We start from the raw sequence: 24,218 nt of genomic DNA on the forward strand, positions 1-24,218 counted from the left end.
TGACCCCCGCTCAGTAGTGGCTCAGCTGTGCCTGCTTGACCAGGTCCTCGTACAGGCGGGCGTAGGGTTCAACCGCCTGGCACCAGTTGAACGGCTGGGTCATCGACAGGCAGCGCATGGCGTTCAGCAGGTCCTTCTTACCATATACATAAAAGGCGCGGCTGAGTGCCTGGCGATAGCTCTCAACGGTAGACTCGTTGAACAGGAAGCCTGTCACGCCGCACTCGATGGTGTCGGCCAGGCCGCCGGTATTGCGTGCCACCGGCAGCGAGCCGAAGCGTTGCGCGTACATCTGGCTGAGGCCGCACGGCTCGTAGCGCGACGGCATCAGCAGGAAATCGCTGCCGGCGAACATGCGCCGGGCGTCGGTTTCATTGAAGCCGATACGCACACCGATGCGGCCCGGGTGACGCAGCGCCAGCTCGCGCATGGCCTGTTCCTCTTCCGGTTCGCCGCGGCCGATGATCGCAATCTGCCCGCCCTGCTCGACGATGTAGTCGGCCACGCCCAGGGTCAGGTCCAGGCCCTTTTGATAGACCAGCCGCGACACCACGGCGAATAACGGGCCTTCGGAATCTTCCAGGCCGAACAGCTCACGTACCTCCTGGGTGTTACGCGCTTTGCCCTCCCAGTCGTTGATGCTGAAGTTGTGCTGCAGGTGCTTGTCGGTGGCTGAGTCCCAGCTTTCGTCGATGCCGTTGGGGATGCCACCGAGCAGGCCTTGCTGGGCCTTGCTGGCGAGGAAGCCGTCCAGGCCGCAACCGAATTCCGGGGTGGTGATTTCCCGGGCATAGGTGGCGCTGACTGTGGTGATGTGGCTGGAGTAGGCCAGCCCGGCCTTGAGGTACGACAGCTTGCCGTAGAACTCCATGCCTTCCTGCTGCATGGCATGTTCGGGTATCGCCAGCTCCGGGCTGCAGCCGCGGCTGTACACACCTTGGTACGCCAGGTTGTGGATGGTGAACAACGTGGGCGTATTCAGGCCGCGCCAGTGCATGTAGGCCGGGGCCAGGCCGGCGGGCCAGTCATGCGCGTGCACCACTTCCGGCGTCCAGTGGATCTTGCCTTCGCCAGCAGCGATTTCGGCAGCAGCCAGGCCCAGGCGGGCAAAGCGGATGTGGTTGTCGGGCCAGTCGCGGCCATTGTTGGCACCATAGGGTGTTCCGTCGCGCTGGTACAGTTCGGGGCAGATCAATACATAGATGACCAGGCCGTCGGCCATGTCCATGCGCCCGATCTTGCATGGCGGCAGGGCCGCATGGCCGCCCAGCTCACCCACGATATGTATCGGGTTGTCGCTTTCCATTACCTGGCGGTAGCCGGGGATAAGTACCCGCACATCGTGCAGGTGCGCCAGGGCACGGGGCAGGGCAGCGGACACGTCACCCAGGCCGCCGGTTTTCACCAGGTCGGCGATTTCCGAAGTCACGAACAGAATCTTGCGCATGTTCGGGTTGTACTGGCGCTGGGCGCCGGGTGCCTTGCCTGTCGTTGCGAAGTCCGGGGTGAGCGGCTCGCGGTTATCCGGTTTGAAAGCGTCTACGTGAGGCTCGACAGCGGCACTGATCATACTTCTCTCCGTCCCTATGCTTGGTCGGGTGCTGGCACCCATGGCGATGTTTCGTGCTGGTTCTCTCTAGTTTGAATCTGCTTAGTGCGTTCCATGCCCCAGGGTCGTGCGCGCAGGCACTACGCGATCAGCATTCCGGCCGAAGGCGCTTGGACTGGTTGGGGTGTGTGGGCCGAGGATCGGGAATAGCCCGATGCGTCTGGCCTACTTATGTTGATGACCTGCCGGGTTTCCTGAAAGTTCGACTTTTTTGGGGTCACTCTTCCATTGAGCAAATGGCGGGCCGAAAACTGAGTGTAGGAGAGAAAGTGCTAAAAAGGTGACCCACTGGTCACTATTGTTATGTGCGCAATAGACGCAAACGTTGGCGTTTGTGACGGGTTGCGAAAAGGGGTGGGCGAGTGTGGGGCAGAGGGATTTCGAGCTGCGCCAAATTGTGGCTCGTTACGCGCAATGCACCTTTTGGGTGCGCAGGCGTAAGCGTGGCTTTAGGTTGCGAAGAGGTGGGTATGGGCGGAGGATTCTGCTTTCAGTGCTGGCCCTTTTTGGGCACAAGGCCGCTTCGGTTGCCCGATAGGGTTCAAAGACGGTGACTGGCTTCAGGATCGGGTGGGAGCTATGCAGCTCCCACAGGCGGCATGGGAATCGATCAGAGGCTGACAGCTTTATCGTCAGTGCGCTGTTGCGCCAACAGCAGGTTCAGTTGGGCAACCTGCTGACGCAGCTGGTCACGTTCGTCCTTCAGTTTACGCAGCTCATCACGGCGCACGGAGACATAGAGGGTCTGGGGTGGGGTTGCTGGCATCAATGTACCCATGAGCACACCTCGCGGTTTTGGCTGGTGACAAGTCAAAGCGTAGACGCTTCACGCGGGGCGCATTCTGAATTCTTTCACCGGGCTTGGGAACTTTTTTGTTTATCGTGGTCTTGCCGTTCGTCGCTGAACCCTCGGGCGGCATGCTGGACTAATCTGAAAAGCTGGACCGTGTCGTCATCCATTTCGAAAGGGAGCATTGGCTCATGCAACTGGGAATCATCGGGCTGGGCCGTATGGGCGGCAATATCGCAAGGCGCCTGATGCGCGCCGGCCACCGCACCGTAGTGCACGACCGCAACCGTGAAGCCATCACCGGCCTGGAGGGCGAAGGCGCCCAGGGCGCGCACGACCTCGGTGCACTGGTGCAAAAGCTGAAAGCGCCGCGCGCGGTATGGGTGATGCTGCCGGCTGGCGACCCCACCGAGCAGACCATCGCCCAGCTGGCCGAATTGCTGGAGCCGGGCGATGCGATCATCGACGGCGGCAACACCTTCTACAAGGACGACATGCGCCGCGCTGCAGAGCTGGCCAAGCGCGGCCTGCATTATCTGGACGTTGGGACTTCCGGCGGCGTGTGGGGCCTTGACCGCGGCTACTGCATGATGATCGGTGGCGAAAAGGACGTTTTCGAGCGCCTGGAACCGCTGTTCAAGGCGCTGGCGCCGGGCGTGGGCGACATCCCGCGTACCCATGGCCGCAACGGCGAGCACCAGCGTGCCGAGCACGGCTACATCCACGCCGGCCCACCCGGCGCCGGGCACTACGTGAAAATGGTGCATAACGGCATCGAGTACGGCCTGATGCAGGCCTATGCCGAAGGCTTCGACCTGCTGCGCAGCAAAGGCGGCAACGAGCTGCCGGAAGACCAGCGCTTCGACCTGAACGTGGCCGAAATTGCCGAAGTGTGGCGACGCGGCAGCGTGGTGACCTCGTGGCTGCTCGACCTCACCGCCGATGCGCTGGTGGCTGACCCGCAGCTGTCGCAATTCAGTGGCTCGGTGTCCGACAGTGGCGAAGGCCGTTGGACCATCGACGCCGCCGTCGAGCAGGCGGTGCCGGTGCCAGTGTTGTCCAGCGCCCTGTTCGCGCGCTTCCGTTCGCGCCAGCAACAGGGCACCTATGGTGACAAGATCCTCTCGGCCATGCGCCTGGGCTTCGGTGGCCACATCGAGAAGAAAGGCGAATGACTAAACAGACCATTGCGGCCGCCCCCCCTTGTACCCTGTTCCTGTTCGGCGCCAATGGCGACCTGGTCAAGCGCCTGCTGATGCCAGCGCTGTACAACCTCAGCCGCGACGGTTTACTGGACCGTAACCTGCGCATCGTCGGCGTCGACCATAACCCGGCCAGCGCCGAAACGTTCGCCGCGCGCCTGCACGCGTTCATGGTCGAGCGTGACAAAGGCGGCGAGGGCAGCGCCAAGTGCCTGGACGAGAAGCTATGGGCCCGTCTGGCCAAGCGCCTGGATTACCAGACGGGAGACTTTCTCGATCCGGCCACCTACCAGGCCCTGGCCAGGCGCATCGACAAGACCAGTCACGGCAATGCTATTTTCTACCTGGCCACGTCGCCGCGCTTTTTCCCCGAGGTGGCGCAGCGCCTGGGGCAGGCAGGCCTGTTGGACGAGTCGGCCGGCGGCTTTCGTCGGGTGGTGGTTGAAAAACCGTTCGGCACCGACCTGGCTAGCGCCGAGGCACTCAACGCCTGCCTGCTGAAGGTGATGGGCGAGCGGCAGATCTATCGCATCGACCATTACCTGGGCAAGGAAACGGTGCAGAACATTCTGGTCAGCCGCTTTTCCAACGGCCTGTTCGAATCGTTCTGGAACAATCACTACATCGATCACGTGCAGATCACCGCAGCGGAAACTGTCGGTGTCGAGACTCGGGGTGCGTTCTATGACAGCACCGGCGCTCTGCGCGACATGGTGCCCAACCACCTGTTCCAGTTGCTGGCGATGGTGGCCATGGAGCCGCCGGCCGCGTTCGGCGCCGATGCGGTGCGCGGTGAAAAGGCCAAGGTGGTCGGCGCTATCCGCCCATGGTCGGCAAAAATGGCCCTGAAAAACTCCGTGCGAGGCCAGTACAGCGCCGGCAAGCAGGGGCGCAAGTCGTTGCCAGGCTACCGCCAGGAGCCCAACGTCGCGCCGGACAGCCAGACCGAGACTTACGTGGCGCTGAAGGTGATGATTGATAACTGGCGCTGGGCCGGCGTGCCGTTCTACCTGCGCACCGGCAAGCGCATGAGCGTGCGTGATACCGAGATTGCCATCTGCTTCAAGCCCGCACCGTATGCGCAGTTTCGCGAGTCGGAGCTGGAACGGCCCAAACCCAACTACCTGAAAATCCAGATCCAGCCCAATGAAGGCATGTGGTTCGACCTGCAAGCCAAACGGCCCGGGCCGGAACTGGTGATGGAGAATGTCGAGTTGGGCTTTGCCTACAAGGACTTCTTCAAGATGACCCCGGCCACTGGCTACGAGACGCTGATCTATGACTGCCTGACCGGTGACCAGACCCTGTTCCAGCGGGCAGACAACATCGAGAACGGCTGGCGGGCGGTGCAGCCGTTTCTCGATGCCTGGGCCCAGGGCGGCGAGGTGCATGAGTATTCGGCTGGCGAGGACGGACCTGAGGCCGGCAATGAATTGCTGTCCCGCGACAAGCGGGAGTGGCACCGTTTGGGGTGAGAGGTTTGCAAGCCTGTGCCGGCCCTGTCGCGGGCCAGCACAGGCAACCACACAAAGGAGACCCAATGCCTGCCCACATCGAAGACTATGCCCTGCTGGGCAACTGCCGCAGTGCGGCGCTGGTCAGCCGCGATGGCTCGCTGGACTGGCTGTGCCTGCCACGCTTCGACGCCCCCGCCGTGTTCGCGGCCCTGCTGGGCAACGAAGAAAACGGCCGCTGGCGCCTGGCCCCTTGCGACCCGGTAGTGCACAGCAGCCGCCAATACCTGGGCGACACCCTGGTTTTGGAAACCACCTGGGTGACCGCAAGCGGTCGTGCCCGGGTGCTCGACTTCATGCCCTTGGGCGAGGTCAACTCGGTGGTGCGCATTGTCGAAGGCTTGTCTGGCGAAACCCATTTCGAAATGGACCTGGTCATGCGCTTCGACTACGGCCGCAGCGTGCCCTGGGTGGAACGACTCGACCCACTGACCCTCAGCGCCGTCGCCGGCCCTGATCGGCTGATCCTGTGCAGCACCGTGCCTCCGCAAGCCCGCGACCACCATACCGGCTGCCGCTTTCGCGTCAGCACGGGCCAGCGCCAGGTCTTCAGCCTGCGTCACCAGCCCTCGCACTTGCCGATGCAGCCCGACTGTGAAATCGACGAAGCCCTGGCCAACACCCGCGAGCAATGGCAGGCCTTCGCCGACCGCTGCCCGCAGGTCGGGCCATATTCCGCCCTGGTGCGCCGCTCGCTTCTCACCCTCAAGGCCATGACCTACGCCCCCACCGGCGGTATGGTCGCTGCCGTCACCACTTCGCTGCCCGAGCGTGTGGGTGGCGAGCGCAACTGGGACTACCGCTTCTGTTGGTTGCGCGACGCGACCATGACCCTGCTGGCCTTCATGAACCTTGGCTACTTCGACGAGGCCCAGGCCTGGCGCGAGTGGCTGCTGCGCTCGGTGGCCGGCAACCCCGAGCAGATGCAGATCATGTATGGCCTGGCTGGCGAGCGGGACCTGCAGGAGTTCACCTTGCCGTGGCTGGCCGGTTATGAGCATTCACAGCCGGTGCGGGTGGGCAACGCGGCCTCTGCGCAGACACAGCTGGACATCTATGGCGAACTGGCCGATGCGATGACCCAGGCGATCAAGGGCGGGTTGCCCCGCCACCCGCGCAGCGCCGCCATTTCGCGCTTGATCTTGCCTTATGTCGAGGGTATCTGGCGCGAGCCGGACGAAGGCATCTGGGAAGTGCGTGGCGGCCGGCAGCAGTTCGTGCACTCCAAGGTGATGGCCTGGGTCGCCTTCGACCGCGCCGCAGGGCTGGCCGACACCACGGAAGAAGGCCGCGAGCGCGGGCAGCATTATCGCCAGGTGGCTGACGAGATTCACCGCGACGTGTGCGAGCACGGCCTGGACGCCAGCGGCCGGTTCTTTGTCCAGGCCTATGGTTCGACCGAAATGGACGCCAGCCTGTTGCAGATCGCTCTGACCGGCTTCCTGCCGGCAGATGACCCACGCTTCATGCGTACTCTGGAGCAGATCGAACAGCGCCTGATGAAGAACGGCCTGTTGCTGCGCTATGACAGTGACAGTTGCAGCGACGGCTTGACGCCGGGGGAGGGCACTTTCCTGGTGTGTTCGTTCTGGCTGGCTGACGTTTATGTATTGCTGGGGCGCCAGGCCAAAGCCGAAGCGCTGTACCAACACCTGACCAGCCTGTGCAACGACCTCGGCCTGCTGGCCGAACAGTACGACCCGGCCGGCCGCCGCATGCTCGGCAACTTCCCCCAGGCCTTCAGCCACATAGGCATCATCAACACCGCGCTCAATCTGCACCGCGCACAGTGCCCGGCGCGCGACCGGGCGCGTTGTGGGTAGCGAATGAGTGGGGCGACTGCCTTGACCGGAGTAGACTAGGCCAAACACCCTTCGGCACGGAGCACACATGGGCATTCGCGGTACTGACCGGCAGATCGACAACATCGAGTTCAATGTCAGCGACATTTCACGGAGCAAGGCCTTCTATGGCAGCGTGTTTGGTTGGGCGTTCACCGACTACGGGCCTACCTATACCGAGTTCAGTGATGGCCGGTTGACGGGTGGCTTCACCACGGGTGAGCCGGTGCGTCCGGGTGGGCCCCTGGTTATCTTGTACACCGACGACCTGGCGGCCACGCAGCAGCGGATCGAAGCCGCCGGGGCGAAAATCAGCCGGGCGACCTTTGCCTTTCCCGGCGGGCGGCGCTTTCATTTCATTGACCCGGACGGTTATGAGCTGGCGGTGTGGACGGCCCAAGCCTGATGGCCAATCACAAGATCGAAATCCGCCGACGCAATATCGAAAAAATCCTGCAAGCGGCGGAGAAGGTGTTTGCTGAAAAGGGCTATGGCGCCACCTCCATGGGGGATATCGCCGAGCAGGCTGAGCTGCCACGCTCCAACCTGCATTATTACTTCAGCACCAAGGATGAGCTGTTCCGCGCAGTGCTGCAGGACCTGCTGGATGTGTGGAAGCAGGACGCCCTGTGCTTCGAGAACTTCGACGACCCGCGTGTGGTGCTGACCAGCTACATCCGGGCGAAGATGGGCCATTCGCGCTCGCGGCCGCTGGGCTCGAAAATCTGGGCCGAAGAGATGCTGCATGGGGCGCCGGTGCTGGGGGTTAACCTCGACGAAAGCTTGGTGCCCTGGGCGAAGATGAAAGAAGCCAAGATCCGCTGCTGGGTGGAAGAGGGGCGCATCTTGCCGGTGGAGCCGTCGGCGCTGCTGTACATGATCTGGGCCTCGACCCAGCATTACGCCGACTTCGGTTACCAGGTGCAGTTGCTGAACGGCGGCGAGATGCTGTCGGACATGGCGTTCGAGAGTGCCGTGCAAACGGTGACCAGCGTGATCTTGCGGGGGATCGGGCTGGAGCCGTGAACCGGCGATGGAGGCCGCTGCGCGGCCTTCAAGGGCTTGCCCGCTCCCACAGGTTCTGCGCTGTCCTCAGAAACGGCGCAGTCCTGTGGGAGCGGGCAAGCCCGCGAAGGGCTGCATGGCAGCCCCTATTGCTTCAACTGGCCTCACGGTAGGGGTTACGCGGATCCTGCGTCCAGTTCAGGTACGGCTTGCCGGTATCCTGTGCCTCCATTTCGATGCAGTCTTCCACCGGGCAGGTGATCTGGCACAGGTTGCAGCCTACGCATTCCTCCTCGATCACACTGTAGGCATGCGTGCCGTCAGCCTTCAGCGTGCTGGCAATCGCCTGGTGCGAGGTGTCCTCACACGCAATGTGGCAGCGCCCGCAGCCGATGCACGCCTCCTGGTCAATGTGCGCCACCGACTTGTAGTTGATGTCCAGGTATTTCCAGTCGGTGGTATGCCCCACCGCCTGCCCGCGGAACGCCTCGATGTTGCGGTGCCCATGCTGATCCATCCAGCGCGCCAGGCCGTCCTGCATGTCCTCGACGATACGGAAGCCATGCAGCATCGCCGCCGTGCACACCTGCACGGCACCACTGCCCAGGGCCATGAACTCGGCTGCGTCACGCCAGTTGCCGATGCCGCCAATGCCACAAATCGGCAAGCCACGCGTTTCCGGGTCGCGGGCGATTTCCGCCACCATGTTCAAGGCAATCGGCTTCACTGCCGAACCGCAGTAACCGCCATGGGTGCTCTGGTCTCCGACAATCGGGTGGGCCACCATGCGGTCCAGGTCGACGCTGGTGATCGAGTTGATGGTGTTGATCAACGACACGGCATCGGCCCCGCCCCGGTGCGCGGCGCGGGCCGACTGGCGGATATCGGTGATGTTCGGCGTAAGCTTCACGATCACCGGCAGCGCGCAGTACGTCTTGCACCAGCGGGTGACCATTTCCACATATTCCGGCACCTGGCCGACGGCCGCCCCCATGCCGCGTTCCGGCATACCGTGCGGGCAACCGAAGTTCAGCTCGATGCCATCGGCCCCGGTGGCTTCCACCAGCGGCAGGATGAACTTCCACGATTCCTCTATGCACGGCACCATCAGCGACACGATCAATGCGCGGTCGGGCCAGTCCTTCTTCACCTGGGTGATTTCACGCAGGTTGATGTCCAGTGAGCGGTCGGTGATCAACTCGATATTGTTGATCCCCTGTACCTGACGGTTGGGGCCATAGTGCGCCGAGTAGCGCGACGACACGTTGACCGCTGCAGGGTCTTCGCCCAGGGTCTTCCAGACCACGCCGCCCCAGCCGGCCTCGAAGGCGCGGACCACGTTGTAGGCCTTGTCGGTTGGCGGTGCGGAGGCCAGCCAGAAGGGGTTGGGTGCCTTGATGCCGGCAAATACGATAGACAAGTCGGCCATTTACGCTGCCTCCACGTTGAGCATGAGTTGGGCATGGATGGCTTCGGCGGCCAGCTTGCCGTGTTGTACGGCCTGCACGGTAAGGTCCTGGCCCAGCGCGGTGCAGTCGCCGCCTGCGTACACGCCCGGCAGGCTGGTCTGCAGGTTTTCGTCAACGCGGATGCGCTCACCCTCGCGGGCCAGTTGCGCAGCCACCGGGTCATGGAGGCTGGCGTCGTCGAAGCGCTGGCCAATGGCCTTGAAGATCGCGTCCGCAGCCAGCTCAAAGGTTTCGCCGGTATCGCGCAGGCGGCCTTCCGCCAGTTCGGTGCGGGCAAAACGCATGCCGCGGACCTTACCGGCGTCATCCAGCAGCACGGCATCAGGGCGGGCCCAAGTGTGCAGGCGCACCTGGTTGGCTTTGGCAATGTCCTGCTCGTGGCCGGTAGCGCCCATGTCGTCGTGGCCACGGCGGTAAACCAGGTTGACGTCGCGGGCACCCAGACGGCTCATCTGCACGGCCATGTCGATGGCCGTGTTGCCAGCACCGATCACCAGGCAGCGGTCGGCCAACGGTAGCTGGCTCAGGTCATCGGCCTGGCGTAGCTCGCGGATGTATTCGGTGGCGGCGACCACACCGGGGGCTTCCTCGTCGGGCAGCCCTAGCTGGCGCACGGCATTCAGGCCGAGGCCCAGGAACACCGCGTCGTACTGATCGCGCAGTTCGCCCAGGCTGAGGTTGCCACCCAGGCGCTGGCCATGGCGGACTTCGATACCGCCAATGCCCAACAAGAAATCCACTTCACGCTGGGCATAGTCGTCTACCAGCTTGTAGCGGGCGATGCCGTACTCGTTGAGGCCGCCGGCTTTGTCGCAGGCCTCGAACACCACCACGTCATGCCCGTGCATGGCCAGGCGGTGGGCGCAGGACAGCCCTGCCGGGCCGGCGCCCACCACGGCGATTCGCTTGCCGGTGGCTGCCGAGCGCTTGAACGGGTGTGCGCTGAACTGGGCGTTGTCCAGGGCGTAACGCTGCAGCTGGCCGATCAGCACCGGCGCGCATTCCTGGGCGTTGTTGCGCACGCAGGCTTGCTGGCAGAGGATTTCGGTGGGGCACACGCGGGCGCAACTACCGCCCAGAATGTTGGCCGAAAGAATGCGCTCGGCGGCGCCTTGCAGGTTTTCGTCACTGATGCGGTGTATGAACGAGGGGATGTCAATTTCGCTGGGGCAAGCGTTGACGCAGGGGGCGTCGTAGCAGTACAGGCAGCGTGCACTTTCCAGGGCGGCCTGACGCGCGGTGAGGGGTGGGGCCAGGTCGCTGAAGCGCTCGGCCAACTGGTCGGCGCCGGCCCGGGGGCGCGGCAAATGGTTCAGGGCGTCGATCACGGTTGTAGCCTCTCTATTTTTATGGTGCAGGCGACAGGTATTGCGGTGGATTCTGGGGGCGCTGCGCGGCCCATCTCGACGCGAGGCCGCTCTCACAGGCGATCGCGGTCCTTGTGGGAGCGGCCTTGTGTCGCGATGGACTGCACAGCAGCCCCAATGGCTTCAGCGCTGAACTGGCATCGGCCGCTGATGCTCGGCCCGGCGCCCCAGCACCTCATACACTGACGGGTACGCCGGCCGTTCCACATAGCGCCCCGCGCCCGGTTCGGCACGCAAGTCGCCATCGGCCCAGAGCACCTTGCCCTGGCTGATGGTGTGGCTTGGGATGCCGCGCACGGTGCGGCCTTCGAAAATGTTGAAGTCCACCTGCTGGTGGTGGGTTTGGGCGGAGATGGTGCGGGTGCCCTGCGGGTCCCACAGCACCAGGTCGGCATCGGCACCCACGCGGATAGCGCCCTTGCGCGGGAACAGGTTGAAGATTTTCGCCGTATTGGTAGAGGTCAGCGCGACGAATTCGTGCATCGACAGGCGCCCGCTGTTGACCCCGGCATCCCACAGTACCGCCATGCGGTCTTCGATGCCGGCGGTGCCGTTGGGGATGCGGCTGAAGTCGTCGCGGCCCATGGCTTTCTGCTCGGCGCAGAAGCAGCAGTGGTCGGTGGCGGTGGTGTGCAGGTTGCCCGACTGCAAGCCGCGCCACAGCGCTTCCTGGTGCTCGCGTGGGCGGAACGGCGGGCTCATTACATAACCGGCTGCGGTGGCCCAGTCCGGGTCACGGTAGACGCTGTCATCCAGCAGCAGGTGGCCGGGCAGCACCTCGCCATACACCGGCTGGCCCTTGCCTCGGGCATAAGCGATTTCATCCAGTGCCTCGCGGCTGGAAATGTGCACCAGGTACAACGGCGTGCCGAGGGTTTCGGCAATGCGGATGGCGCGGCTGGCTGCTTCGCCTTCAACCTGCGAGGGGCGTGACAGCGGGTGGGCTTCCGGCCCGGTTATGCCCTGGGCGAGCAGTTTTTTCTGCAGGTGGTACACCAGCTCGCCGTTCTCGGCATGCACGGTGGGCACCGCGCCCAGTTGCAGGCAACGCTCGAAGCTGGCCACCAAGGTATCGTCGGCGGCCATGATCGCATTCTTGTAGGCCATGAAATGCTTGAAGCTGTTCACCCCGTGCTTGGCCACCAGCTCGCCCATCTCTTCGGCCACCTGCTCGCTCCACCAGGTGATGGCGACGTGGAAGCCATAGTCGCTGGCGCTTTTCTGCGCCCAGCCACGCCAGGTGTGGAAGGCCTCCAGCAACGACTGCTGCGGGTTGGGTATGACGAAGTCGATGATCGAAGTGGTGCCGCCTGCCAGGCCCGCAGCGGTGCCGCTGAAGAAGTCCTCGCTGGCTACAGTGCCCATGAACGGCAACTGCATGTGGGTGTGCGGGTCGATGCCGCCGGGCATCAGGTACTGGCCGCTGCCGTCGAGGATCTCACAGTCGGTGGGTGGTTCGAGGTTTTGCCCGATGGCACGGATCAGGCCATCGGCACACAGGACATCGGCGGGGTAACTCTCTTCGTGGGTAACCACGGTGGCGCCACGGATCAACAGGGACATGCCGTTTTCCTCGCAGGCTGACCGGTTTTGGCCGGTTCTTTGCATTGTCATGGATGCCAGGGAGGGCAGGGCGGTCAATCCTGTCAGTCCTGACAAGATTCGAGGCTAGATGCTGATTCTGGATTCAGCAAGAAAATTTTCCCATTAATTTTGTGGTTTTTAACTAATTGATATTAAAGGGATTAATTAAGTGTGCATGCGGAGGCAGGGGCTTTAAGGGTAATTGACTGGCTTGACAAGATGAAAATCTGGTCGAGATTTCTATGCACATTCCGCGTGCGAACTCCGGTCATCGAATCAGCCTGATGAGCGAAAAATAGAAGAAAAAACTGGAGAAGGGCCTATGCAACAGAGCAGATCGGAAGTGGTCGAGCAAGATGGCCTGTTCGAGCTGTCCGAGGGCAGCGATGTCCTCGACAGCCCGCGCTACAACCCCGACATAGCACCGACCAAGGTGCACCAGCGCACTTGGAACAAATGGCACATCACCGCCCTGTGGGTGGGCATGTCCATCTGCGTACCCACCTACACCCTCGGCGGCGTGCTCACCGCCTACTTCGGCCTCAGCGTTGGCGAAGCGCTGCTGGCGATTCTGCTGGCCAACGTTATCGTGCTGATACCGCTTACCCTCAATGCCTTTCCCGGTACCAAGTACGGCATCCCGTTTCCGGTGCTGCTGCGTTCGTCGTTCGGCATTCTCGGCTCCAACGTACCGTGCCTGATCCGCGCGGTGGTGGCCTGTGGTTGGTTCGGTATTCAGACCATGTTCGGCGGGCTGGCCATTCACCTGTTCCTGGGTTCGGTGTTCGACGGCTGGAAGGCGCTGGGCGGGACGGGCGAGGTGATTGGCTTCATGATCTTCTGGTGCCTGAACCTGTGGGTGGTACTGCGCGGCGCCGAGTCGATCAAGTGGCTGGAAACGCTGTCGGCACCGCTGCTGGTGGCGGTGGGCATCGGTCTGCTGTTCTGGGCCTTGCCACACATGTCGATGACCGAACTGCTGGCCCAGCCGCCCAAGCGCCCGGAAGGGGCGAGCATGGTCAGTTACTTCTGCGCAGGGCTCACGGCCATGGTCGGCTTCTGGGCCACATTGTCACTGAACATTCCCGACTTCAGCCGCTACGCCCGCAGCCAGAAGGACCAGATTCTCGGGCAGATCTTCGGCCTGCCGCTGACCATGTTCCTGTTCGCTGCGCTGGGTGTGGTACTGACCGCCGCGTCGGCATCACTGGTGGGTGAGACGGTGTCCGACCCGGTCAGCTTGATCGGCAAGATTCAAAGCCCCTTCTGGGTGGCCCTGGCCATGGCGCTGATCGTGATCGCCACGCTGTCGACCAACACTGCGGCGAACATCGTGTCGCCGACCAATGACTTCCAGAACATTGCCCCACGCCTGATCGGGCGAAGCCGCGCGATATGGCTGACCGGCTTTATCGGCCTGGCGCTGATGGGGCATGAGCTGCTGAAGAAGCTAGGCCTGATTGTCTCCGACCTTAGCCTGGAGAGCGTGTACTCCAACTGGCTGCTGGGCTATTCCAGCTTGTTGGGGCCCATTGCCGGGATCATGGCGGTGGACTACTTCCTGATCCGCCGGCAGAAGCTGGACCTGGCCGGGCTATACCGCGACGACGTGTATCCCGCGTGGAACTGGGCCGGTTTTGCCGCCTTCGCCTTGCCAGTAGGGCTGACGGTAATGGCGATTGGCAACAGCAGTTTCAGCTGGTTCTACGACTACGGCTGGTTCACCGGCTCGTTGCTGGGCGGTGCACTGTACTACGTGCTTGGCGGTATGGCGGTACGCAGTCCTGTGGTAGCGGGCGTGCCCGCCAAGCGCCCTGAACAGACAACAAAAAAAGCCTGAAGGAGAAACCCGTGACCCCCGTCAAAGAGATCCTGAAGACCAACGCCCATCACGTCGACAGTACCCGCCTGTGGCAATCGCTGATGGACCTGGCCCGGCTCGGCGCCACCGCCAAGGGCGGTGTCTGCCGCCTGGCCTTGACCGACCTCGACCGCCAGGCCCGCGATCTGTTCGTGCAGTGGTGCGAGGCGGCCGGTTGCTCGGTCAGCATCGACGCCGTCGGCAACATATTCGCCCGCCGCCCGGGCCGTAACCCCAAGCTGCCGCCGGTGATGACCGGTAGCCATATCGACACCCAGCCCACCGGCGGCAAGTTTGATGGCTGCTTCGGGGTGATGGCCGGGTTGGAGGTGATCCGCACCCTCAACGACCTGGGCGTGGAAACCGAAGCGCCGCTCGAAGTGGTGGTGTGGACCAACGAAGAAGGTTCGCGTTTTGCGCCGTGCATGATGGGTTCAGGGGTGTTCGCCGGCAAGTTCACTCTGGAAGAAACCCTGGCCAAGCGCGATGCCCAGGGAGTCAGCGTTGGCGAAGCGTTGAACACCATTGGCTACGCCGGTTCGCGTGCGGTGTCGGGGCACCCGGTGGGGGCGTATTTCGAAGCGCATATCGAGCAGGGGCCTATCCTTGAGGACCAGGCCAAGACCATCGGCGTGGTCCTCGGCGCCCTGGGCCAGAAGTGGTTCGACCTGACCCTGCGCGGTGTTGAAGCCCATGCCGGCCCTACGCCCATGCACCTGCGCAAGGACGCCCTGGTGGGCGCAGCCGCTGTGGTGGAGGCGGTCAACCGCACGGCGCTTGCCCACCAGCCCCACGCCTGCGGCACGGTGGGTTGCCTTCAGGCGTACCCGGGCTCGCGTAACGTGATCCCGGGCGAAGTGCGCATGACCCTGGACTTCCGCCACCTCGAGGGCGAGCAGTTGAATGCGATGATTGCCGATGTGCGCGAGGTGATCGAGGCGACCTGTACCAAGCATGGCCTGAGCCATGAGCTGGTGCCCACGGCCGACTTCCCGGCGCTTTACTTCGACAAAGGCTGTGTCGACGCCGTGCGCGAATCGGCCAAGGCGTTGGGCCTGCCGCACATGGACATCGTCAGTGGAGCGGGGCATGACGCCATCTTCCTGGCCGAGCTGGGGCCGGCGGGGATGATTTTCGTGCCGTGCGAAAACGGCATCAGCCATAACGAAATCGAGAACGCCACGCCTGATGACCTGGCGGCAGGCTGTGCGGTGCTGTTACGGGCGATGCTGGCGGCGTCGGAGGCAATTGCCAGCGGGCGGCTGGCGGCCTAACCACTGGCCTCAAGACAGCCGTTACGGCCAAGGTAATAGCGCTGCAGGTCCTGCGCCAGGGTCAACTGCCCGCTGTAATGGGCGAGGGCCTCGTCGCGCACGTTGTCGATGTGCGGGCTGCGCCGTGGATCGTTCTGGTAGCGGGCGCTGAAATGCGTCAGTACCAGGTTGCGCACGCCAGCGGCCTCGGCAAGGCGTGCCACCTCCGCGGCGGTGCTGTGGCCGAACGTGCCCCCGGTGCGTTCGGCTACCGCCTGGGTGAAGGTGGCTTCGTGCACCAGTACATCCGCACCCTTGGCAACGGCTGCCAGCAGTTCTGGTTTGTCGTTGTCCCCGCACACGATCACCCGCCGTGGCGGGCGCGAAGGCCGCAGGTAGTCATTGCCGTTCAGCAGCTGCCCGTTGCACGTCACGGTCAACCCCTTGGCCAGCTCACCCCACAGCGGACCACGCGGTATGCCCTCGGCTTCCAGGCGCTGGATGTCCAGGCGGGGCTCCGGGTTGGTTTCGGTGAATACGAAACCCACGCTGGGCACCCGGTGCGACAGTTGCACGGTGGTCACCTGCAGGGTCTCGCTGCGCCATGCGCTCAACGTTTCCACGGGCAACAGGCGCAGCTCGAACGGCAGGAAGGTGTCGCTGGCAAGCAGGCCCTGGCGTACCCAGTCGTGCAGTGCGGCGGGCAGGATCACTTCCAGCGGCTGGGTGCGCCCGCTCATGCCCGCGCTGGCCAACAGGCCGGGCAGGCCGAAGCAATGGTCACCATGCACGTGGGTGATGAAGATCGCGCGCAGGTCACGGACCGAAAGCGGGGTGTGTAGCAGCCGGTGCTGGGTGCCTTCGCCACAATCGACCAGATACCAGTGGCTGCCACTGGCTTCGATCACGGCTGTGGCGCTGACATTGCGTGCCTTGGTGGGCACCCCGGCGGAGGTGCCGAGGAACAGCAGGTCCATGCTCAGGGTCCTGTTTCAGGCCAGAAGTGGCCAAGGTGATACGGGGCGCACACCTTAGCCGGATTGCCGCCCGCCGTCGACGGTCTGCTAGTTGGCCTGTCGCCAGATGAGCTTGCTGGTGTCATAACCTTGCTCCCGGGCGATTGTCAGCAGTTGCTCGCGCTGCTGGTCGGTGACTGCTGGCGTGCGCGAAAGCAGCCACAGGTACTCGCGGTTGGGGTGGCCGACCAGTGCCACGCGGTAGTCCTTGTCGTGGTACAGCACCCAGTACTCGCCCTTGGTCAGGCCCGGTGCCAGGCGGCTGAACCAGTTGTCGAAGCGCACCCACAGCTTGTCGGTGCTGCCTGGCTGCTGGAGCTCGGCAATACCCTTGGCTTCATTCCACTGGCCGTCCTTTTCCTGGCAGCGGTTGGTGACGTCGATACGGCCGTCCTCGCGCAAGCCGTAGCGCGCCTCGGACTTCACGCAGTTGCGTTGGAAGAACATCGGCAGCCGCGCCAGTTCGTACCAGGTACCCTGATAGCGCTGCAGGTCCACCTGCTGGGTGCGCGGCGGTGCCGGGTGATCGTTGCCGGCGCAGCCGAGCAGGGCCAGGGTCATGCAGGAAAGCAGCAGTGTCGTGCGCAGCGCCATGGGTGACCTCCTTGGAGTGGATGGGGCTTACTTGGGGTTTGATGCGTTCGCGGGGCAAAAGTTGTGTGGGAGTGGGGCATGTCATTAAATTGCATTGTGGCTGCGGGGGCATGTCTCAAGAGTCATTTCGACCGTGAGATCGAGCGCCGCCCGCGCGGCGCATCGCGAGCTGCGCTCGCTCCTACGTTCGTTTCGGGCCAATTATTCCTGGGGCAGAGGCGCGCGCCCGCCTCGATATTGTGTGGAACAAACAAGGCGGTCGCGCGCGCTGGTGCAGGCAATACTGGCCCGAAACAAACGTAGGAGCGAGCGCAGCTCGCGATGCGCCGCGCGGGCGGCGCTCGATCTCCCAAACAACATCCTCCTAAAGGCATGCACCTCCAAACTGATGCACCTCGCGCCAAACAGAGCACCTCACAGCCAGTACGTCACCGCCCACCACCCCAACCCGCCCATCACCACGGTATAGGGCAGCGCCATCCACACCATCCGCCCGTACGACAGCCGAATCAGCGGCGCAATGGCCGAGGTCAGCAGGAACAGGAACGCCGCCTGGCCGTTCGGCGTCGCCACGCTTGGCAGGTTGGTGCCGGTGTTGATCGCCACTGCCAGTGTTTCGAAATGCTCGCGGCTCATGCTGCCATCGAGAAATGCCTGCTTCACTTCGGTGATGTAGATGGTGGCAACGAACACATTGTCGCTGATCGCCGACAGCAAGCCGTTGGCCAGATACAGCATGCCCGGTTGCTGTTCGGTCGGCAGCGTCAGTACCCAGCTGATCAATGGGCTGAACAGCTGCTGCTGATGAATCACCGCGACCACGGCGAAGAACACCACCAACAGCGACGTGAACGGCATGGCGTCCTGGAAGGCACGGCCCAGGCGGTGCTCGTCGGTGATGCCGGTGAAGGCCGTGATCAGCACGATCACCATCAGGCCGATCAGGCCGACCTCGGCCACATGCAGGCCCAGGCAGATGATCAGGACCAGCGCGGCGAGCCCTTGTACCCACAGCGCGATGCGCTGGGCCTGGGTACGCGCGGCATCGTCTTCGGCCGCATAGGCGGTCAGCACCTGGCGCACCGGTTCGGGCATCAGCGTGCCGTAGCCGAACAGGCGCACTTTTTCCAGCAGCACGCAAGTCACCAGACCTGCACCCAGCACTGGTAGCGATACGGGCGCCACCTTGAAGAAGAAGTCGACGAAGTGCCAACTCATCTCGTGGCCGATCAGCAGGTTCTGCGGCTCGCCCACCAACGTGCAGACGCCGCCCAGGGCGGTACCCACAGCGCCATGCATCAGCAGGCTGCGCAGGAAGGCGCGGAACTGGTCGAGGTCTTCACGGTGCAGTTGCGCAACGTGGTGGTCGCTGTCCAGTGCGCTCTCCTCGCGCGGGTTGGCCCCGGACGCGACGCGGTGGTACACCGCGTAGAAGCCGACTGCGGCGCTGATGATCACCGCAGTGACTGTCAGCGCATCAAGAAACGCGGAAAGAAACGCCGACAGCACGCAAAACAGCAATGACAGAATGGCCTTTGAGCGCACCCCAAGCAAAATGCGTGAGAACAGGAACAGCAGCAGTTCTTTCATGAAGTGGATGCCGGCGACCATGAACATCAGCAGCAGGAGTACCGGGAAGTTGTGCTGCAGTTCCTCGTACAGCGCCTGCGGCGTGGTCATTTGCAGCAGCATGGCTTCGATCAGCAACAAGCCACCGGGCATCAACGGGTAGCATTTCAGGGCCATGGCCAAGGTGAAGATGAACTCAAGCACCAGTGCCCAGCCGGTCGCAACCGGGCCAATGGTTACCAACAACAGCGGGTTGAGCACCAGAAACAGGCAGATGACCACCTTGTACCAAAACGGCGACTTGCCCAGGAAACCGTGGGCGAGAGCGCCGGTCAGGGGGCGTGACATAAATATGTATCCTTATAATTCAGCGATGGCGCACGGTGCCGGATCTGCGCGTCTTAGGCAAGGTGTGCAGTCCCGTTTTTGGCACAAGTACGGCCATTGGGCTGGGTTACCATCGGTGGCATGAACCTTTTACCCACAGGAGTGCCGCCCGTGACCGAGTACAGTGCATTCAAGGTCGAACTGACCGATAGCATCGCCCACGTTCAAATCAACCGCCCGGAGAAGGTCAACGCGATGAACGCGGCTTTCTGGGAAGAGATCCTCGACATCTTCCAGTGGATCGATGACACCGATGCCGTGCGTGCTGTGGTGATCAGCGGTGCCGGCAAGCATTTCTCCGCCGGTATCGACCTGATGATGCTGGCTTCGCTGGCCGGGCAGATGGGCAAGGACGTGGGCCGCAATGCACGCTTCCTGCGCAAGACCATCCAGCGGCTGCAGGCCTCGTTCACCGCCGTGGACACGTGCCGCAAGCCGGTGCTGGCGGCGGTTCAGGGCTATTGCATTGGCGGGGCCATTGACCTGATCGCCGCCTGCGACATGCGCTACTGCAGTGTTGATGCGCAATTCTCGATCAAGGAAATCGACATGGGCATGGCTGCCGATGTTGGCACATTGCAACGTTTGCCACGCATCATCGGCGACGGCATCATGCGTGAGCTGGCGTTTACCGGGCGCAATGTCGAGGCTGACGAGGCGTTGCGTATCGGCCTGGTCAACCGAGTCTATGATGATCAGGCCGCTCTGATGGACGGCGTCTTTGCCATCGCCCGCGAGATTGCCGCAAAATCGCCGATCGCTGTGGCCGGCACCAAGGAAATGCTCAGCTACATGCGTGACCATCGCATCGACGATGGCCTGGACTACATTGCCACCTGGAACGCCGCAATGCTGCAGTCCGAAGACCTGCGCGTGGCTGTGGCGGCGCACATGAGCAAACAGAAACCGACGTTCGCCGACTGATCGGGCCGGGGGACGCGCAGTAAAGGAACCCCCGACATGTCAGCACGCTGGACTACCGCAGTACTCGACCCACAGATGACCGGGGGGCTGGCCGTGGCCCGCAGCCCTGAAGGGTTTCTGGTGGACGCCAACGGCGCGCTGTTCCCCCGCGACTGGCTCAAGCGCCAGGACCTCGACGTGCTGTGCGAACACGGCATCGGCCACTTTGACGGCCAGCCGGTATTTTTGCTGGAACTGCGCAGCGCCACCGATGTGCCCGGCTACAGCTGGCGCGGCCTGCGTGCGTTCATGCTCGAAGGCGACTCCGACACCTACAAGGTGCTGGGCTATGCCGCACAAATCGGCACCTGGGCCCGCGAGCACCGCTTCTGCGGCAGTTGCGGCCAGGCGATGACGCAAATTCGCTGGGAGCGGGCGATGTACTGCCAGCCCTGCGACCTGCGCAGCTATCCGCGTATTTCACCCAGCATGATCGTGCTGGTGACCCGCGGCGATGAAATCCTGCTGGCGCGTTCGCCACGCTTCGTCACCGGGGTGTACAGCACCTTGGCAGGTTTTGCCGAGCCGGGTGAGTCGGCCGAAGACTGTCTGGTGCGCGAAGTGCGTGAAGAAGTGGCGGTGGAGGTGCAGAACATCCAGTACATCGGCAGCCAGTGCTGGCCGTTCCCGCATTCGATGATGCTCGGTTTCCATGCCGAGTACGCCGGTGGCGAGATTGTGATGCAGCCGGACGAGATCGAGGACGCCAAGTGGTTCAGCGTTCACGACCTGCCGCCGCTGCCGGCGGGGCGGTCCATTGCCCGGTACTTGATCGATCTGTATGTTGCGCGGCGGCTGGGCTGTGATATCCCTGCTTTCCCGTCCTAGCTGCAGTGAACAATGTGCTCCGACTAGGCGCCGGGCGCAGGCAATGGTCATTCCATTGCCAAAGCCGCTCAGGCCTGCCCGAACCAGTGTTGCCACGCTAAGCGCACGGTCAACGCCAGCACCACGGTGATGAACACCGGGCGGATGAACTTGCTGCCACCGCTGATTGCCGTGCGTGCGCCGAAAAAGGCGCCGACCATCACCGACAGGCCCATGCACAGGCCAACGATGTAGTCCACCTGCCCGGAAATGATGAATACCGTCAGCGCCGCGATGTTGCTGACGAAGTTCATGCTGCGCGCCACGCCGCTGGCGCGTACCAGGTCGATGGGGTACAGCAGCAGGGTACTGACGGTCCAGAACGCCCCGGTACCCGGTCCGGCCACGCCGTCGTAGAAGCCCAGGGTGAAGCCTTGCGGCACTTGCCACTTTTTCCTGATCGGTGCATCGGCATCCAGCGGTGCCTTGGGCGTGCCGCCGAACAACAGGTAGATGCCACAGGCGAAGACGATCACCGGCAGCATCTTGTTCAGCCATTCGGCTGGCATGTAGTGGGCGATGACGGCGCCGAGCAACGCCCCGGTCAGGGTGGCGAACAATGCCGGGCGCCACTGCGCCGGATGGAACAGTTTGCGTTTGTAGTAAGTGAAACTTGCGGTGGCCGAGCCGAAGGTGGAACTGAGCTTGTTGGTGCCCAGCACCAGGTGCGGCGGCATGCCGGCAGTGAGCAGGGCCGGGGTGGTGAGCAAACCGCCGCCACCGGCGATGGCATCGATGAAACCGGCGACGAAGGCGACCAGGGCCAGGATCAGCAGGGTGAGGGGTTCTACGGTAAGTTCGAAGGGCATGGAGTTTTGGCAGGCAGGGAGGCAAGGAGGCGGCAAAGTGCCGCACTAGAAGGGAAGCATGGTAATCCTGGGGAAGGTGTGTTGCCAGTACCGGCCCTTTCGCGGGTAAACCCGCATAATCCCGTAGGAGCAGGTTCACCCGCGAAAGGGCTGGTACTGGCGAAAACATCAATTACGAATAAACGCCAGCAAATCCGCATTGATCACATCGGCATGGGTGGTCGGCATGCCATGCGGGTAGCCTTTGTAGGTTTTCAGCGTGCCATTGGGCAGCAGCTTGGCCGACAGCACCCCGGAATTCTCATACGGCACGATCTGGTCGTCGTCGCCGTGCATCACCAGCACGGGCTGCTTGATGCCCTTGAGGTCCTCGGTGAAATCGGTCTGGGAAAACGCCACGATGCCATCGTAATGGGCCTTTGCACTGCCGATCATGCCTTGGCGCCACCAGTTGCCAATGATGCCTTCGCTGGCTTCGGCCCCAGGGCGGTTGTAGCCGTAGAACGGCCCTGCTGGCACGTCCCGGTAGAATTGCGCCCGGTTGCTGGCAACCTGGGCCTGGAAACCGTCGAATACCGACTTGGGCAGGCCACCGGGGTTGCCGGGGGTTTGCACCATCAAAGGGGGTACGGCCGCGATCAGCACGGCCTTGGCCACCTTGTCTTCAGGGTGCCGAGCCATGTAGCGCACCACTTCGCCGCCGCCGGTCGAGTGGCCGACATGCACGGCGCCCTGGGTGCCCAGGTGGGCAACCACTGCGGCTACGTCGTCGGCATAGTGGTCCATGTCGTGGCCGTCCCATACCTGGCTGGAGCGGCCATGGCCCCGCCGGTCGTGGGCGACCACGCGGTAACCCTGGGCGAGGAAGAACAGCATCTGCGCGTCCCAGTCATCGGCACTGAGCGGCCAGCCGTGGTGGAAGTGGATCACCGGCGCATCGCGCGGGCCCCAGTCCTTGTAGAAGATCTGTACACCGTCCTTCGTGGTTACATAGCTCATGGTCGTGTCTCCTGGGTGCAGGAAGCGAAGGGAGCTATTGAGAATAGGAGGAATTTTGGCAGGTATCAGGAAGTTGTATTGCCTGTGCGGGCCTCTTCGCGGGTGAACCCGCTCCTACACTGTGAGGTCCCTTTCACCCGCGAAGAGGCCCGCACAGGCAATCCTGATGCCCTTCAGACACGGTCGCGCATGCGGTACCAGGCTTTTGCCGCAGCTTCCAAAGGCGCAGCCAGCAGGTCGCCGCCGGGGAAGCGGCCGTTGTCGATGCCTTGGTACAGCGCCAACAGGTCTTCATCGCCGAGAATGGCATCGCTGACCGCACGCGCCGCCGCCAGGGTCGGCAGTACGCCATGACCGGAGAAGCCCTGCAGCCAGTAGCGCTGGCCCTCGCGACCGACGTCCGGGGTGCGCTTGATGCTGCAATCGATGTGGCCGCCCCAGGCATAGTCGATTGCCACCCCGGCCAGTTGCGGGAACACCCGCTCCAGGTACGGGCGGGTGGCACTGGCGACGTCCTTGGGAATGCCGCCCAGGTAGGTGCAGCCACCGCCGAACAGCAGGCGGTGGTCCGGAGTGAGGCGGAAGTAGTCGGGTACGAACTGGTTGTCGATCACGCAACTGTTGCGAGGTAATAGCGAATGGGCAAAGTCGGCATCCAGAGGCGCAGTGGCTACCTGGTAGGAACCGACGGGCAACAGGCGGCGCGACAGGCCCCGGTCAAGGCGGTCGATGTAGGCGTTGCAGGCCAGCACCAACACCTGGCAGCGAACTTCGCCACGGTCGGTGCGGGCGACATAGCCGTCGCGAGCCTGCTGGTAGCTGAGCACCTGGCTCTGTTCGTAGATTCGCCCGCCAGCAGCCTCGATGGTACTGGCCAGGCCCTGCGCCAGTTTCAGCGGGTTGAGGTGGGCACCTTTGGCGTCGTACAGCGCGGCCTGGTAGCGCGGGCTGTCGATCCATTGCGGCAACTCGTCACGGCCGATCAGGCGCAGGGCGTCGTAACCCCATTTATGCTCGGCATCATGCAGGGCCTCTTCGAGCATTTTCACCCGGCGCGGCAATACCGCAGTCCACAGGCTGCCCTGCCGGTAGTCGATGTCGAAGCCGTGGCGTTGGGGCAGTTCGCGCATCTCGTCGGCGGCCCAGCACATGCTGGCCCATAGCCGTTGGGTACGTTCGAGGCCAAGGGCCTGCTCCAGCGGCGGCATGTCGCACGACCAGCCCAACAGCGCCTGGCCACCGTTGCGACCGGAGGCCGCCCAGGCAACCCGGCTGGCTTCCAGCAGCGTTACGCGTTTGCCGGCCAGGGTCAGGCGCAGGGCAGTGTGCAGGCCGCTGAAACCGGCGCCGATGATCAGCACGTCGGTGTCCTGGGGGCCTTGCAGGGTAGGGCGTAATGGGATGTTGGCGGGGTAGGTCTGGGCGTAGTAACTGGCGACGTGCTGGGCGGATTGTTTGAACATGCCGGGTTTCCGTGAAAATTATTGTGTTTATTTTCATGAAAAGTTAGCAGTTAAAT

20 protein-coding genes are annotated in these 24,218 nt (G+C 63.3%); 9 read left to right on the forward strand and 11 right to left on the reverse strand.

Annotation, left to right across the window (positions count from 1 at the left end):
- Positions 1–10: 10 nt before the first annotated feature.
- Together glgA and QCL51_RS08930 are read right to left on the reverse strand one after the other, a co-directional pair.
- Positions 11–1,570, reverse strand: a complete 1,560-nt coding sequence (glgA, locus tag QCL51_RS08925) for a glycogen synthase GlgA (protein WP_338444753.1) — start codon at positions 1,568–1,570, stop codon at positions 11–13.
- Between the two features lie 649 nt (positions 1,571–2,219).
- Positions 2,220–2,387: a DUF6026 family protein gene (locus tag QCL51_RS08930; RefSeq protein WP_014755950.1), complete on the reverse strand. Its 168-nt coding sequence runs from the start codon at positions 2,385–2,387 to the stop codon at positions 2,220–2,222.
- 203 nt (positions 2,388–2,590) lie between these two features.
- On the opposite strand from QCL51_RS08930, the gene gnd reads away from it, so the two are divergent.
- The 5 genes from gnd to QCL51_RS08955 all read left to right on the forward strand — a co-directional run bounded on the left by gnd (position 2,591) and on the right by QCL51_RS08955 (position 7,982).
- Positions 2,591–3,574 (forward strand): phosphogluconate dehydrogenase (NAD(+)-dependent, decarboxylating), encoded by a 984-nt coding sequence (gene gnd, locus QCL51_RS08935; protein ID WP_021782127.1) that lies wholly within the window; start codon positions 2,591–2,593, stop codon positions 3,572–3,574.
- The gene (gene zwf / locus QCL51_RS08940) at positions 3,571–5,076 is read left to right on the forward strand and encodes a glucose-6-phosphate dehydrogenase (RefSeq protein WP_021782128.1); all 1,506 of its coding nucleotides are present in this window, start codon (positions 3,571–3,573) and stop codon (positions 5,074–5,076) included. The genes gnd and zwf overlap by 4 nt, the downstream gene beginning before the upstream one ends.
- A 65-nt stretch (positions 5,077–5,141) precedes the next feature.
- Positions 5,142–6,938 carry a glycoside hydrolase family 15 protein gene (locus QCL51_RS08945; RefSeq protein WP_053870469.1) on the forward strand — a complete coding sequence of 599 codons (1,797 nt, stop codon included), beginning with the start codon at positions 5,142–5,144 and terminating at the stop codon, positions 6,936–6,938.
- A 67-nt stretch (positions 6,939–7,005) separates the two neighbouring features.
- Positions 7,006–7,362, forward strand: a complete 357-nt coding sequence (locus tag QCL51_RS08950; RefSeq protein WP_021782130.1) for a VOC family protein — start codon at positions 7,006–7,008, stop codon at positions 7,360–7,362.
- Positions 7,362–7,982, forward strand: coding sequence for a TetR/AcrR family transcriptional regulator (locus QCL51_RS08955; RefSeq protein WP_028697673.1), 621 nt, complete (start codon positions 7,362–7,364; stop codon positions 7,980–7,982). Before QCL51_RS08950 ends, QCL51_RS08955 begins: the two co-directional genes overlap by 1 nt.
- 133 nt (positions 7,983–8,115) lie before the next feature.
- Here QCL51_RS08955 and preA read toward each other — a convergent pair whose 3' ends face one another.
- The 3 genes from preA to hydA all read right to left on the reverse strand — a co-directional run bounded on the left by preA (position 8,116) and on the right by hydA (position 12,360).
- On the reverse strand, positions 8,116–9,390 hold the full coding sequence (gene preA, locus QCL51_RS08960) for an NAD-dependent dihydropyrimidine dehydrogenase subunit PreA (RefSeq protein WP_021782131.1): 1,275 nt from the start codon (positions 9,388–9,390) through the stop codon (positions 8,116–8,118).
- Positions 9,391–10,758 carry an NAD(P)-dependent oxidoreductase gene (locus tag QCL51_RS08965; RefSeq protein WP_103444681.1) on the reverse strand — a complete coding sequence of 456 codons (1,368 nt, stop codon included), beginning with the start codon at positions 10,756–10,758 and terminating at the stop codon, positions 9,391–9,393.
- A 162-nt stretch (positions 10,759–10,920) separates the two neighbouring features.
- Entirely contained in the window at positions 10,921–12,360 is a 1,440-nt protein-coding gene (gene hydA, locus QCL51_RS08970) for a dihydropyrimidinase (RefSeq protein WP_101196165.1), read from the reverse strand.
- Positions 12,361–12,703: 343 nt separating this feature from the next.
- Between hydA and QCL51_RS08975 the strand changes: the two genes are divergently transcribed.
- The gene (locus QCL51_RS08975) at positions 12,704–14,221 is read left to right on the forward strand and encodes an NCS1 family nucleobase:cation symporter-1 (protein ID WP_021782134.1); all 1,518 of its coding nucleotides are present in this window, start codon (positions 12,704–12,706) and stop codon (positions 14,219–14,221) included.
- Positions 14,222–14,232: 11 nt separating this feature from the next.
- The gene (locus QCL51_RS08980) at positions 14,233–15,516 is read left to right on the forward strand and encodes a Zn-dependent hydrolase (RefSeq protein ID WP_103444679.1); all 1,284 of its coding nucleotides are present in this window, start codon (positions 14,233–14,235) and stop codon (positions 15,514–15,516) included.
- Here the strand turns inward: QCL51_RS08980 and QCL51_RS08985 are convergent.
- From QCL51_RS08985 to nhaB, 3 genes are all read right to left on the reverse strand, one after another.
- Entirely contained in the window at positions 15,513–16,472 is a 960-nt protein-coding gene (locus tag QCL51_RS08985; protein WP_021782136.1) for a ribonuclease Z, read from the reverse strand. The genes QCL51_RS08980 and QCL51_RS08985 overlap by 4 nt on opposite strands.
- A gap of 87 nt (positions 16,473–16,559) precedes the next feature.
- Positions 16,560–17,105 (reverse strand): lipocalin family protein, encoded by a 546-nt coding sequence (locus tag QCL51_RS08990; RefSeq protein WP_021782137.1) that lies wholly within the window; start codon positions 17,103–17,105, stop codon positions 16,560–16,562.
- Between the two features lie 414 nt (positions 17,106–17,519).
- Complete coding sequence (gene nhaB, locus QCL51_RS08995) at positions 17,520–19,022, reverse strand: sodium/proton antiporter NhaB (protein ID WP_021782138.1); 1,503 nt, start codon at positions 19,020–19,022, stop codon at positions 17,520–17,522.
- A gap of 150 nt (positions 19,023–19,172) precedes the next feature.
- Here nhaB and QCL51_RS09000 point away from each other — a divergent pair, with 150 nt between their 5' ends.
- Entirely contained in the window at positions 19,173–19,985 is an 813-nt protein-coding gene (locus QCL51_RS09000; RefSeq protein ID WP_021782139.1) for a crotonase/enoyl-CoA hydratase family protein, read from the forward strand.
- A gap of 36 nt (positions 19,986–20,021) precedes the next feature.
- On the forward strand, positions 20,022–20,852 hold the full coding sequence (gene nudC / locus QCL51_RS09005) for an NAD(+) diphosphatase (protein WP_103444678.1): 831 nt from the start codon (positions 20,022–20,024) through the stop codon (positions 20,850–20,852).
- A 68-nt stretch (positions 20,853–20,920) separates the two neighbouring features.
- Here the strand turns inward: nudC and QCL51_RS09010 are convergent, their stop codons facing one another.
- The 3 genes from QCL51_RS09010 to QCL51_RS09020 form a co-directional block, all read right to left on the reverse strand.
- Entirely contained in the window at positions 20,921–21,700 is a 780-nt protein-coding gene (locus QCL51_RS09010; RefSeq protein WP_021782141.1) for a TSUP family transporter, read from the reverse strand.
- A 168-nt stretch (positions 21,701–21,868) separates the two neighbouring features.
- Complete coding sequence (locus tag QCL51_RS09015) at positions 21,869–22,699, reverse strand: alpha/beta hydrolase (protein ID WP_021782142.1); 831 nt, start codon at positions 22,697–22,699, stop codon at positions 21,869–21,871.
- 173 nt (positions 22,700–22,872) lie between these two features.
- Positions 22,873–24,162 (reverse strand): FAD-binding oxidoreductase, encoded by a 1,290-nt coding sequence (locus QCL51_RS09020; RefSeq protein ID WP_021782143.1) that lies wholly within the window; start codon positions 24,160–24,162, stop codon positions 22,873–22,875.
- Between the last annotated feature and the right edge of the window lie 56 nt (positions 24,163–24,218).

Source organism: Pseudomonas sp. LTR0, assembly GCF_036630035.1.
GTDB lineage: Bacteria > Pseudomonadota > Gammaproteobacteria > Pseudomonadales > Pseudomonadaceae > Aquipseudomonas > Aquipseudomonas putida_Y.

What these genes read in the sequence shown, in the direction of transcription:
- QCL51_RS08930 (WP_014755950.1), bottom strand. Translation starts at nt 2,387, where the DNA reads ATGGGTACATTGATGCCAGCAACCCCACCCCAGACCCTCTATGTCTCC.
- QCL51_RS08950 (WP_021782130.1), top strand. Translation starts at nt 7,006, where the DNA reads ATGGGCATTCGCGGTACTGACCGGCAGATCGACAACATCGAGTTCAAT.
- preA (WP_021782131.1), bottom strand. Translation starts at nt 9,390, where the DNA reads ATGGCCGACTTGTCTATCGTATTTGCCGGCATCAAGGCACCCAACCCC.
- QCL51_RS08955 (WP_028697673.1), top strand. Translation starts at nt 7,362, where the DNA reads ATGGCCAATCACAAGATCGAAATCCGCCGACGCAATATCGAAAAAATC.
- nudC (WP_103444678.1), top strand. Translation starts at nt 20,022, where the DNA reads ATGTCAGCACGCTGGACTACCGCAGTACTCGACCCACAGATGACCGGG.
- QCL51_RS09010 (WP_021782141.1), bottom strand. Translation starts at nt 21,700, where the DNA reads ATGCCCTTCGAACTTACCGTAGAACCCCTCACCCTGCTGATCCTGGCC.
- QCL51_RS08975 (WP_021782134.1), top strand. Translation starts at nt 12,704, where the DNA reads ATGCAACAGAGCAGATCGGAAGTGGTCGAGCAAGATGGCCTGTTCGAG.
- QCL51_RS09020 (WP_021782143.1), bottom strand. Translation starts at nt 24,162, where the DNA reads ATGTTCAAACAATCCGCCCAGCACGTCGCCAGTTACTACGCCCAGACC.
- zwf (WP_021782128.1), top strand. Translation starts at nt 3,571, where the DNA reads ATGACTAAACAGACCATTGCGGCCGCCCCCCCTTGTACCCTGTTCCTG.
- nhaB (WP_021782138.1), bottom strand. Translation starts at nt 19,022, where the DNA reads ATGTCACGCCCCCTGACCGGCGCTCTCGCCCACGGTTTCCTGGGCAAG.
- QCL51_RS09015 (WP_021782142.1), bottom strand. Translation starts at nt 22,699, where the DNA reads ATGAGCTATGTAACCACGAAGGACGGTGTACAGATCTTCTACAAGGAC.
- QCL51_RS08990 (WP_021782137.1), bottom strand. Translation starts at nt 17,105, where the DNA reads ATGGCGCTGCGCACGACACTGCTGCTTTCCTGCATGACCCTGGCCCTG.
- gnd (WP_021782127.1), top strand. Translation starts at nt 2,591, where the DNA reads ATGCAACTGGGAATCATCGGGCTGGGCCGTATGGGCGGCAATATCGCA.
- hydA (WP_101196165.1), bottom strand. Translation starts at nt 12,360, where the DNA reads ATGTCCCTGTTGATCCGTGGCGCCACCGTGGTTACCCACGAAGAGAGT.
- QCL51_RS08945 (WP_053870469.1), top strand. Translation starts at nt 5,142, where the DNA reads ATGCCTGCCCACATCGAAGACTATGCCCTGCTGGGCAACTGCCGCAGT.
- glgA (WP_338444753.1), bottom strand. Translation starts at nt 1,570, where the DNA reads ATGATCAGTGCCGCTGTCGAGCCTCACGTAGACGCTTTCAAACCGGAT.
- QCL51_RS08985 (WP_021782136.1), bottom strand. Translation starts at nt 16,472, where the DNA reads ATGGACCTGCTGTTCCTCGGCACCTCCGCCGGGGTGCCCACCAAGGCA.